9 protein-coding genes are annotated in these 11,284 nt (G+C 69.9%); 6 read left to right on the top strand and 3 right to left on the bottom strand.

All coding sequences use genetic code 11. The features are described 5' to 3' along the window. Window positions 1-216: 216 nt before the first annotated feature. From rpsO to KBX21_RS21625, 3 genes are all read left to right on the top strand, one after another. Window positions 217-486, top strand: coding sequence for a 30S ribosomal protein S15 (gene rpsO, locus KBX21_RS21615; RefSeq protein ID WP_049573527.1), 270 nt, complete (start codon window positions 217-219; stop codon window positions 484-486). A 284-nt stretch (window positions 487-770) separates the two neighbouring features. Next, window positions 771-3,086, top strand: coding sequence for a polyribonucleotide nucleotidyltransferase (locus KBX21_RS21620; RefSeq protein WP_049573523.1), 2,316 nt, complete (start codon window positions 771-773; stop codon window positions 3,084-3,086). A 112-nt stretch (window positions 3,087-3,198) separates the two neighbouring features. Beyond that, window positions 3,199-4,533: a pitrilysin family protein gene (locus KBX21_RS21625; protein WP_049573519.1), complete on the top strand. Its 1,335-nt coding sequence runs from the start codon at window positions 3,199-3,201 to the stop codon at window positions 4,531-4,533. Between the two features lie 74 nt (window positions 4,534-4,607). On the opposite strand, the gene KBX21_RS21630 is transcribed toward KBX21_RS21625, so the two are convergent. The 3 genes from KBX21_RS21630 to KBX21_RS21640 form a co-directional block, all read right to left on the bottom strand. Further along, complete coding sequence (locus KBX21_RS21630; RefSeq protein WP_049573516.1) at window positions 4,608-5,093, bottom strand: Hsp20/alpha crystallin family protein; 486 nt, start codon at window positions 5,091-5,093, stop codon at window positions 4,608-4,610. 49 nt (window positions 5,094-5,142) lie between these two features. Continuing rightward, window positions 5,143-6,738: a BCCT family transporter gene (locus KBX21_RS21635; protein ID WP_255352573.1), complete on the bottom strand. Its 1,596-nt coding sequence runs from the start codon at window positions 6,736-6,738 to the stop codon at window positions 5,143-5,145. A gap of 236 nt (window positions 6,739-6,974) precedes the next feature. Beyond that, complete coding sequence (locus KBX21_RS21640) at window positions 6,975-7,493, bottom strand: MarR family winged helix-turn-helix transcriptional regulator (protein ID WP_049573511.1); 519 nt, start codon at window positions 7,491-7,493, stop codon at window positions 6,975-6,977. Between the two features lie 239 nt (window positions 7,494-7,732). Between KBX21_RS21640 and KBX21_RS21645 the strand changes: the two genes are divergently transcribed. Genes KBX21_RS21645 through KBX21_RS21655 form a run of 3 tightly spaced genes read left to right on the top strand, consistent with a single transcriptional unit; the run spans window position 7,733 to window position 11,249 of the window. Next, the gene (locus tag KBX21_RS21645; protein ID WP_082206498.1) at window positions 7,733-8,776 is read left to right on the top strand and encodes a polyprenyl synthetase family protein; all 1,044 of its coding nucleotides are present in this window, start codon (window positions 7,733-7,735) and stop codon (window positions 8,774-8,776) included. Window positions 8,777-8,829: 53 nt separating this feature from the next. Beyond that, window positions 8,830-10,293 carry a phytoene desaturase family protein gene (gene crtI / locus KBX21_RS21650; RefSeq protein ID WP_210843364.1) on the top strand — a complete coding sequence of 488 codons (1,464 nt, stop codon included), beginning with the start codon at window positions 8,830-8,832 and terminating at the stop codon, window positions 10,291-10,293. Beyond that, window positions 10,293-11,249, top strand: coding sequence for a phytoene/squalene synthase family protein (locus KBX21_RS21655; RefSeq protein ID WP_049573506.1), 957 nt, complete (start codon window positions 10,293-10,295; stop codon window positions 11,247-11,249). The genes crtI and KBX21_RS21655 overlap by 1 nt, the downstream gene beginning before the upstream one ends. Window positions 11,250-11,284 lie beyond the last annotated feature (35 nt).

Below are 11,284 nucleotides of genomic sequence, written 5' to 3' on the forward strand. Positions count from 1 at the left end.
CCTGCGGTAGGGTGGGGTCCGTCCACGTGTGCCCGCGGTCGGTCGTGCCCCCCTTCGGGAGCGGATTCCGCGGGAGCGCGGCGCACCCACGCCATCGGCGCAGGGCCGCGCACACCACACGCGACGGTGACTGCTCGTACGCGCGGTCACCGCGTCTGAACCCTGCCACGTACCGGGGTTCGCCCCTGCGTACCGACTTCTCAGTGAAGGAGCGACGTGTCGATCGACACCGCCACCAAGGAAAAGATCATCGCCGAGTACGCCACCGTCGAAGGTGACACCGGCTCCCCCGAGGTTCAGGTCGCGCTGCTCACGCACCGCATCACCGAGCTCACCGAGCACCTGAAGGACCACAAGCACGACCACCACAGCCGTCGTGGCCTGCTCCTGATGGTCGGCCGTCGCCGCCGTCTGCTCAAGTACGTGGCCAAGCAGGACATCACCCGCTACCGCTCGCTCATCGAGCGTCTGGGCCTGCGTCGCTAGGTCGTTTCGGAGGGAGTGGCCTCGGCCGCTCCCTCTTTGTTAGTAAGGTGTGACCAGAGTGGTGTCCGCGACAGGACGCCGCCCGCACCATCCGTGCCGCCACCCCGGACCCAGGGGTCGGTCCTCGGTAGTGGTCTCCGGACATCGCCCGTACGGGCGAGCCGTGGGCTTCGATCGATGACCGACCGTCATCACCTCCGGGGCACGACACGGGAACAACATCGCCGTGCCACGGACCGGGAAGGTCCGGCGCGGCGCCCGCAACGTGTAACAGGAGGTCGCCCATGGAGGGCGTTTACTCGGCCGAGGCCGTTATCGACAACGGCAAGTTCGGCACCCGTACCATCCGCTTCGAGACCGGTCGTCTGGCCCGTCAGGCCGCCGGTTCGGCCACGGTCTTCCTGGACGACGAGACCGTCGTCCTGTCGGCGACCACCGCCTCGAAGCGCCCCAAGGAGAACCTCGACTTCTTCCCCCTGACGGTGGACGTCGAGGAGCGGATGTACGCCGCCGGCCGCATCCCCGGCTCGTTCTTCCGGCGTGAGGGCCGTCCGTCCGAGGACGCCATCCTCACCTGCCGTCTGATCGACCGGCCGCTGCGCCCGTCCTTCAAGAAGGGCCTGCGCAACGAGATCCAGATCGTCGAGACGATCCTCTCGCTGCACCCCGAGCACCTGTACGACGTCGTCGCCATCAACGCGGCCTCGATGTCCACGCAGATCGCCGGTCTGCCCTTCTCCGGCCCGATCGGCGGCGTCCGCGTCGCCCTGATCGACGGCCAGTGGGTCGGTTTCCCCACCCACGCCGAGCTTGAGGGCGCCACCTTCGACATGGTCGTCGCCGGCCGCGTCATGGCGGACGGCGACGTCGCGATCATGATGGTCGAGGCGGAGTCCACCACCAGGACCCTGAAGCTGGTCGCCGAGGGCGCCGTCGGCCCCAACGAGCAGACCGTCGCCGAGGGCCTCGAAGCCGCCAAGCCCTTCATCAAGGTGCTGTGCAAGGCCCAGCAGGCCGTCGCCGACCAGTCCAGCCGTGAGCAGGGCGAGTTCCCGATCTTCCTCGACTACGAGGACGACGCCTACGCCGCCGTCGAGGGCGCCGTGCGCGAGGAGCTCGTCAAGGCGCTCACCATCGCGGACAAGCAGGACCGCGAGGGCGAGCTCGACAAGATCAAGGCGTCGGCCGCCGAGAAGCTGGCCGAGGACTTCGAGGGTCGTGAGAAGGAGGTCAGCGCCGCCTTCCGCAGCCTCAGCAAGCAGCTCATGCGTGAGCGCGTCCTGCGCGACAAGGTCCGCATCGACGGCCGTGGTCCCAAGGACATCCGCCAGCTGAGCGCCGAGGTCGGCATTCTGCCCCGCGTGCACGGTTCGGCCCTCTTCGAGCGTGGCGAGACCCAGATCATGGGCGTCACCACGCTGAACATGCTGCGCATGGAGCAGACGGTTGACACGCTCAACCCGGACAAGACCAAGCGCTACATGCACAACTACAACTTCCCGCCCTACTCCACCGGTGAGACCGGTCGGGTGGGCTCGCCCAAGCGGCGCGAGATCGGGCACGGCGCCCTGGCCGAGCGGGCCCTGCTGCCGGTTCTGCCCGCCCGCGAGGAGTTCCCGTACGCCATCCGTCAGGTGTCCGAGGCCCTCGGGTCCAACGGCTCCACCTCGATGGGTTCGGTCTGCGCCTCCACCATGTCCCTGATGGCGGCCGGTGTGCCCCTGAAGGAGATGGTGTCCGGCATCGCCATGGGTCTGATCAGCGAGGGCGACGAGTTCGTCACGCTGACCGACATCCTCGGTGCCGAGGATGCCTTCGGCGACATGGACTTCAAGGTCGCCGGTACCCGTGACCTCATCACGGCGCTCCAGCTGGACACCAAGCTCGACGGCATCCCCGCCGAGCAGCTGGCCCTGGCGCTCCAGCAGGCCCGCGGCGCCCGTCTGGCCATCCTCGACGTCATGCAGGAGGCCATCGAGCGTCCGGCCGAGATGAGCCCGAACGCTCCGCGCATCCTCACCGTCAAGGTGCCCGTCGAGAAGATCGGTGAGGTCATCGGCCCGAAGGGCAAGATGATCAACTCGATCCAGGACGACACCGGCGCGGACATCTCGATCGAGGACGACGGCACCATCTACATCGGTGCCACCGACGGCCCCTCCGCCGAGGCGGCCCGGGACACGATCAACCAGATCGCGAACCCGACCATGCCCGAGGTGGGCGACCGCTACCTGGGCACCGTCGTCAAGACGACCGCCTTCGGCGCGTTCGTCTCGCTGCTGCCCGGCAAGGACGGTCTGCTGCACATCTCGCAGATCCGCAAGCTGCACGGCGGCCAGCGCATCGAGAACCTCGACGACGTGATCAGCATCGGCGAGAAGATCCAGGTCGAGATCCGCGAGATCGACGACCGGGGGAAGCTCTCCCTGGTGCCGGTCGAGGTCGTGGAGTCCGAGGCCGCCAAGTCCGACAAGCCCGAGGCCGCCCCCGCGGCTCCCGCGGCCGCGGACGAGGACGCCGACAACGGTGACGACAAGTCCGACGGCGCCCCGCGCCGCCGTCGTCGCCGCAGCTCGGGCGGGCGTTCCGAGAACACCTGATCCACGCCTGTTCGACCCTGTACGGGGCGGTCGCGTCTGCACGACGCGGCCGCCCCGCCGTCGTCCCGGGCGTATGCTCTGCTGGATGTCCCGACGCGAAGAAGAAGGATTCATGAGTTCTGTCCCCATCGCCGCCGAGCAGGAGCCGGGAACGACCGTGACGCTGCTGGAGCCCGACGGCGGTTCCGGTCTGGTGCGTCGGACGGTGCTGCCCGGCGGCCTGCGCGTGGTCACCGAGAACATCCCCGGGGGCCGGTCCGCCGCCTTCGGGATCTCGGCCACCACCGGCTCCCGTGACGAGGACTCCGCGCACGCGGGGTCGGCGCACTTCCTGGAGCACCTGCTCTTCAAGGGGACCGGGAACCGGTCGGCTCTGGAGATCTCCGCGCTGCTGGACGGGGTGGGCGCCGACCACAACGCGTACACCACCAAGGAGCACACCTGCTACTACGCGAAGGTCCTGGACCGGGACCTTCCGCTGGCGGTGGACGTGGTGGGCGACATGGTCGCCAACTCGGTCCTGGACGAGGGCGAGGTGGAGACCGAGCGCGGCGTGATCCTGGAGGAGATCGCCATGTACGAGGACGAGCCCGCCGACCTGGTGGACGACGTCTTCGCGGAGCACTTCTTCGGTGACACCCCGCTGGGGCGCCCGATCCTCGGCACCACGGACACCATCAAGGCCCTGTCCCGCGAGCGGATCGCCGAGCAGTACCGGGACGCGTACGTGCCCTCGGAGCTCATCGTGACGGCGGCGGGCAGCCTGGACCACGAAAGCGTCGTGGAACAGGTGCGCGCCATGTTCGCCAACCGGCTCGGCGCCGCCGGTGACGCCCGTCCGTCCCGCCCGCGCGGCGCGGGGGAGCCGGTGCGGACCTTCGGTGGCACGGTCGTGCAGCCGCGTGAGACCGAGCAGGCGCACATCATCCTGGGTTCGGAGGGGCTGACCCGGACCGACCCGCGCTGGCACGCCCTGAGGCTTCTCAGCGCCGCGCTGGGCGGCGGCATGTCGTCGCGTCTGTTCCAGGAGGTGCGGGAGAAGCGCGGCCTGGCCTACGCGGTGCACGCCTACCACACGGCCTACGCGGACACCGGAACCTTCCAGATCTACGCGGGCTGTCTGCCGGAGAAGGCCGACGAGGTCATCGGGGTCTGCCGTGACGAGCTGGCCAAGGTCGCCGCCTCCGGCATCACCGCCGAGGAGCTGACCCGTGCCAAGGGTCAGATCCAGGGCGCCATGGTGCTGGGCAGCGAGGGCACCAACGCCCGCATGGGCCGTCTGCTCGCGCACGAGCTCACCCAGCCGCGCCACTTCTCCATCGACGAGGACCTGGCCTGGTTCGACGCCGTCACCCAGGCCGACGTCGCCGAGGTCGCCGCCGAACTGCTGGCGCGGCCCAGGGCGCTGGCCGTCATCGGCCCGTACGAGGCCGACCGGGCCTTCTGAGGCCCAAAGACAAGGGGAGCCCGTGACCGTCGCAGGTCACGGGCTCCCCTCTCGCGTTGCCCGAGTCGTTCGGTCTACAACGGGCGTCCCCGCGGCCGACCGCGCTTCTTGATCGCGATCTGCCGGGGTCCGCCGGTGTGGGCGCCCCCGTGGACGACGACCTCCAGCAGGCCGTCGCCGAAGGCCGCCTCCACGTCCTCGTCGTCGATGTCCTCGGGAAGGCTGATCTCACGCCGGAACGAGCCCATGAAGCGCTCGGAGGTGTAGTAGATCGTGCTGTCCTCCTCCTCGCGGTGCCGCTCGCCGCTGATGACGAGCACGCCGTGCGCCAGGCTGACGGAGACCTCGGTCTCCTTGACCCCGGGCAGCTCCGCTCGGATGACGAGGTCGCGGCCCTTGGCCAGGATGTCCGTGGACGGGCTCCAGGCGTCGGCGAACGTCCTCTCGCGCTCACCCACCTGGGTGGTCTCGATCGTGGAGATCGTGTCCGACATCCTGTTCATCTCGGTGATCATGTCCACCACCCCGTGGAAGGGGTTGCTGAACCTCTTGGGTGCCACCGTTACCTCCTCAATGCGCCGTCGGTGGCGCTCCGTCCACCTTCAGGAACTACTGGTCCCTACTGTGCCCGGTCCCGGAGCGGGACCGGTCCTCGCCCCGCACCTTCTTGGGTTCGCCCGGGGCGCGTTCGGTCCCCAGGCCCTTGAACAGACCCGCCACCATGAACAACAGGATCACGGCGAAGGGCAGACCGGTGATCACCGACGCCGCCTGTAGCGCCGACAGCGCGTCGTCGCCGCCGGCCACCAGGAGGATCCAGGTGACACCGCCCAGGCAGACGGCCCAGAAGCCGCGCTGGATGCGGTTCGGCTTCTTGGTGCCGCCGTTGGTCAGCATGTCCACGACCAGCGAACCGGAGTCCGCCGAGGTGATGAAGAAGATGGCCACGACCGCCAGCAGCCACACTGCGGCGATCACGGCGACCACACCGGTGATCGGAAGTGCTTCCAACAGGGTGAACGCCGCCTGCGCCTCGTCTCCGTCGATGAAGTTGGCCCTGCCCGCGAGGTCGTAGAAGAGCCCCGAGCCGCCGAACACACCGAACCACAGGACGCAGACGGCGGTGGGGGCGAACAGGGCGCCGATCACGAACTCGCGGATGGTGCGGCCGTAGGAGATGCGGGCCAGGAAGATGCCGACGAAGGGCGCCCAGGAGATCCACCATCCCCAGTAGAAGATGGTCCAGGCCTGGACCCATTCGGCGGCCTGCGCGTCGACCCGGGAACTGGGGAACGACAGGCTCCACGAGACGAGGTTGCTCAGGTACTCGCCGGTCGCGGTGGTGGTGCTCGCGATGATCCACAGCTTGGGTCCGACCGCGAAGACGAACGCCAACAGGATGAAGGCCAGCCACAGGTTGATCACCGAAAGCCGGCGCAGCCCCTTGTCGATGCCCGACAGAACACTGAACAGTGCCACCGCGGTGATGACCGCGATGATCACGGTCTGGACGAACGCGTTGTTCGGAACCCCGAACACGTCGCTGAGTCCGCCGTTGATCTGGAGGGTGCCAAGGCCAAGGGACGTGGCCAGACCGAAGATCGTGCCGAACACGGCGAGGATGTCGACGACGTTGCCGGGCCAGCCGAAGGCGCGGTCGCCGAGCAGCGGGTAGAGCGCGGAGGCCGGGCGCAGGGGCAGGCCCTTGCGGTAGGCGAAGTAGCCCAGGGAGAGCCCGAGGGCGATGTAGACGGCCCAGGGGTGGAAGCCCCAGTGGAAGAACGTGAGTGCCAGCGACTCCGACGCCGCCTCGGGGAGCGGAGCGCCGTCCGGACCGGGCATGAGTGAGGCGTCACGCGGCCAGTGCAGGTGCTCGATGGGCTCGGCCACGCCCCAGAAGACCAGTCCGATGCCCATACCCGTGGTGAAGAGCATCGCGAACCAGGCGAGTGTGCTGAACTCGGGCCGTGAGTCGTCCGGTCCGAGCCGGATGCTCCCGTACCTGCTCAGCATGAGGAAGACCGCGGTGCCCACGAAGAACACCGTCGCCAGGACGTAGATCCAGCCGACCTGTTCGCCGAGCCACGTGCGGGCGCCCTCGGTGGCCTCCAGCATGGGTCCCGTGAACGCGACGCCCATGATGATGAAGGCGATGATCACGAGGCCCGAAACGCCGAAGACCGTGGGGTTCGTCTTTTCTTTTATGTATGTGCGCAGGGATGAGATGGTGTCTCCTTCCCGACACCGCCGGGGGACCAGCGGTGTTTGGGAGAGTCTGCCGGTCCCGCTGCCGGCCACGGATGGGTCCCGAGGGATGTTAGGGCCGTTGGTCCCTTGCAGCAAAGTAATGCCACGATTTGGAGTGTTCCGACAAAATCGGCATGCCGGACTTGAGTCCCGTGTGACGCGGTGTTCGCGGGACCCGGAGGACACTCGGAGGATCAGGGTTCGGGCGGTCCCGAGGTGATCAGTTCCTCAAGGGTGAGGCCCACGCGACCCAGCCAGTCCGCGATCACCGCGAGTTCCGCCTCGGTGTAGCCGGAGTGCAGGTCGGTCATGGCCTGGCGCATGCCCGGCGCGGGGGGTCCGAGTGCGCTCTCGGCGCCCTCCAGCAGCCGCACGGCGATCTTGCGCCGGTCCAGCGGGTGCGGCGCCCGCTCGGCCAGCCCGTGTGCCTCCAGCCGGTCCACGACGCCGGTCACGGAACCGGTGGACAGACAGAGGCTGTCGGCGATCTCGCCGGGCGTCATGGTGCCGCTCACGCGGAGCAGTGTGTAGCACTGGAAGTCGGTCGGGTTCATCCCCGTGTGGTCGGCCATGCGGTGCAGGAGCCGGACCAGGCGCACCGCGAGCTGCTGCCCGTCGTTCTGGAGCGCCTCGTACAGCTCCCCACGTGTCCTGTGACCGTGGCCGTCTCCGAGTGCCTTCCCGGGAGGCTCGGTGCTGGGCACGGTGTCCATGGATCTCCCTACCGCTCCGTGAACGGTCCCTCCGGTCACTTGTCGTCGAGTCTAGGCCGCCCCCCAAGTGTCGCTTGGCCACGGAGAGGGCCGCGTGAAATGATCTCCAGAGTAAGATGCTCGGTTTCCAAGGTATTTCCCGAAAAATCGGACACTCACCGGGGGTAGCCATCACCGTCTCGCCTGCGGACACACTGGAGGAACCGCTTCCCACCGACCTCGACGGTGTTCGGGACGCGGTGAACGGGCTCCTGGCCGAATATCTCGGAGACAGGGTCACGGAGGCGTGCGGAACCGATCGCGACTTCGCGGCCGAACTCTGCGCGAGGATGTCCGCCTTCACACTGCACGGTGGCAAGGGACTGCGCTCCGTCCTGGCCTGGTGGGGCTGGCTCGCCGGTGGAGGCGCGGACACCGGCCCCGCCTCCAGGTCGGCCCTGCGCGCGTGCTCGGCGGTCGAGGTGCTCCAGTCCTTCGCCCTCGCGCACGACGACGTGATGGACGCCGCCCCGCTCCGGCGCGGAGCCCCCTCCTTCCACGCCGTGTACACGACACAACACCGGGAGAGGGGCCTGCGCGGGGACGCGCGCCGATACGGCGAGTCCCTCGCGATCCTGGTCGGCGACCTCGCCATGGTCTGGGCCGACGACCTCCTCCACGAGTCCCTGGCCGAACTGCCCACCGGGACCGCCGCGCACGCGGTGTGGCGGGACATGCGGACCGAGGTCATCGCCGGACAGTACCTCGACCTCAGCGCACAGGCCCACGGTGACCGCTCCGAGGAGGGGGCGGTCCGCATCGACCAGCTCAAGACCGCGACCTACACGGTCGAACGCCCCCTGCACATGGGCGCCGTCATGGCCGGGACCGACGAGGGCACGGTGACCGCCCTGCGGTCCTACGGAACCGACGTGGGCGTGGCCTTCCAGCTGAGGAACGACCTGATGGACGCCTACGGCGCCCCGGACCACACCGGGAAGCGGACCGGCGAGGACCTGCGGGAGGGCAAGAACACGCTGCTCCTGGCCTGCGGGGTCCGGAGGGCGGCCGAGACGGGGGACGTCGCGGCCCAGCGGGTGCTCGCCCGGGTCGGCCACCCCTCCGAACGGGTGGACGCCGAGGAGGCGGCCCGCGTGCTGGAGCGGGTCGGCGCCCGCGAGGAGGTTCGCAGCCGGTGCCGGCTCCTGGCCGAACGCGGACTGGGGCGGATCCGCGGACTCGATCTCCACCCCGCCGTCTCCGAAGGCCTGCGCCGCTTCGCCGAGACGGCGGCCCGTACGTGAACCCCGCACCGAGAGGACCCGTCGACGTGGCGCAGAGGAACGGTAGGGACCCCGTGGTCGTGGTGGGGGCCGGACTGTCCGGGCTCTCCTGCGCGCTCCACCTGCTGGGAGCCGGGCGGGAGGTGGTGGTGGTCGAACGCGAGGACCATCCCGGCGGGCGCGCCGGGCGCCTCGACATGGACGGTTTCCGCGTCGACACCGGGCCGACCGTGCTCACCATGCCCGAACTCCTCGAGGAGGCGTTCGCGGCGGTCGGGGAGTCGGTCAGCGACCGACTCGAACTCCTGCCGTTGGCACCCGCCTACCGGGCGGCCTTCACCGACGGCTCCACGGTGGACGTCCACACCGACCGCGAACGGATGGCCGCCGAGGTGGCCAGGGTCGCGGGCCTCCGGGAGGCGGTGGGCTACCTGCGGCTGCGGGACTGGCTCACCCGCCTGTACGAGGTGGAGATGCGCTCGTTCATCGACGCTCGCTTCGACTCACCCCTCGACCTGCTCGGCCCCGACCTCGTCCGGCTCGCGGCGATGGGCGGGTTCGGTCGGTTGTCCAGGGCGGTCGGGCGCCACGTGAAGGACGAGCGCCTGCGCCGGATCTTCTCCTTCCAGTCGCTCTACGCCGGGGTCGCCCCGGACCGGGCCCTGGCCGCCTACGCCGTCATCGCGTACATGGACACCGTGGCGGGCGTCCACTTCCCCAAGGGCGGGATGCGCGCCATGGGCGAGGCGCTGGCGGGTGCCGCGGCCAAGGCCGGGGCGGACCTGCGCTACGGGGAGTCGGCGCACCGCCTGGAGCGCCGGGGGAACCGGATCACGGCGGTCATCACCGGGAAAGGCGAGCGCCTGGCCTGCGACCACGTGGTGCTCACCACCGACCTCGCCGCGGCGCACCGGCTGCTCGACCACCGCTCCCGGCGTCCCGTACCGCACCGCTACTCCCCGTCCGCCTTGGTGCTCCACCTGGGCACCGACCGCACCTGGGACCAGCTGGCCCACCACACGATCTCCTTCGGCACGCAGTGGGAGCGCACCTTCACCGAGATCATCGACGAGGGGCGGACCATGAGCGACCCCTCGCTCCTGGTCACCCAGCCCACCGTCACCGACCCGAGCCTGGCACCCGAGGGCCACCACCTCCTCTACGTGCTGGCGCCCGCGCCCAACCTGGCCGCCGCCGACATCGACTGGGACACCGAGGGCCCCCGCTACAGGGACCGGATCGTGGCCGTCCTCGAAGCCAGGGGTATGACCGGCCTGGACGCCTCGGTACGCGCCGAACACATGGTCACGCCAGCCGACTGGGCACGACAGGGCCTGGCCAGGGGCACCCCCTTCTCCCTCGCCCACACCTTCGCGCAGACCGGGCCCTTCCGGCCGCGCAACACCGTCCCCGGAACCGCCAACGCGGTCCTGGCCGGGTGCGGGACCACCCCCGGGGTGGGCCTGCCGACGGTCCTCATCTCAGGGAAACTGGCGGCCGCGCGCGTCGTGGCCGGAACGGAGCGGCGCGCACGATGATGACCTCAGCCACCGGGGAACTGGACGCCGCGGGGATCGAGGCGGGGAGGCTGCGCGCCGACTACCTCCTGTGCCGAGAGCTGCACGCCCGCCACGGCCGCACCTACTTCGCGGCCACCCGGGTGCTCCCGCCCGAGCGCCGCCCCGGCATCCACGCCCTCTACGGGTTCGCTCGCTGGGTGGACGACATCGTCGACGAGCCGGGCGAGGACACCACCCCGGACGAACAGCGAGCCCGGCTGGACGAGATCGGGGCCGACATGGAGACCGCGTTCTCGGGAGGGGAACCGCGTGAGCCGGTGCTGCGGGCCCTCGCGCACACGGTGGAGGGGTACGGCCTCCCGAGCGACTACTTCACCGCGTTCATGGCCTCGATGCGGATGGACCTCGACACAACGGCCTACCGGGACCTGCCCCACCTGCGCGAGTACATGTACGGGTCGGCGGCGGTGATCGGACTCCAGGTCCTGCCGGTCCTGGGGACGAGCGCGCCCAGGGAGGAGGCGGCGCCGCACGCCGCCGCGCTGGGCGAGGCCTTCCAACTCACGAACTTCCTCCGTGACGTGTCGGAGGACCTGCGCAGGGGCCGTGTCTACCTGCCCGCCGACGTCCTGGACGCGCACGGCGTGGACCGGCAGCTCCTGGAACACTGCGCGGTCACCCGTCGGCCCGACCCACGGGTGCGGGACGCCCTCGCCGCGCTCGTGGAGGCCAACCAGGGGTTCTACCGGGAGGCGGAGCCGGGCATCGCGATGCTCTCGCCGGTCGCCCGACCGTGTGTCACCACCGCCTTCAGGCTCTACCGCGCCATCCTGGACGAGATCACCACCGCCGACTTCGATGTGTGGAGCGTGCGCCACCGCGTCTCCGACACCCGCAAGCTGGCGGTGGCCGCGCCCGCCCTGGTCCGGGCGCTCTGGGCGCGGACCGTGCCCCGCCCCAGGGTCGGCACCTGACCCTCCCGGCCGGGAGGGGTCCGACAGAGGTCGCT

Origin of the sequence: Nocardiopsis sp. B62 (assembly GCF_018070675.1) — a bacterium.
Classification (GTDB): Bacteria; Actinomycetota; Actinomycetes; order Streptosporangiales; family Streptosporangiaceae; genus Nocardiopsis; species Nocardiopsis prasina.

Excerpts from the sequence above, each read along its gene's own strand:
- KBX21_RS21640 (WP_049573511.1), bottom strand. The coding sequence starts at position 7,493 with ATGGACACCGTGCCCAGCACCGAGCCTCCCGGGAAGGCACTCGGAGAC.
- KBX21_RS21625 (WP_049573519.1), top strand. The coding sequence starts at position 3,199 with ATGAGTTCTGTCCCCATCGCCGCCGAGCAGGAGCCGGGAACGACCGTG.
- KBX21_RS21620 (WP_049573523.1), top strand. The coding sequence starts at position 771 with ATGGAGGGCGTTTACTCGGCCGAGGCCGTTATCGACAACGGCAAGTTC.
- KBX21_RS21655 (WP_049573506.1), top strand. The coding sequence starts at position 10,293 with ATGACCTCAGCCACCGGGGAACTGGACGCCGCGGGGATCGAGGCGGGG.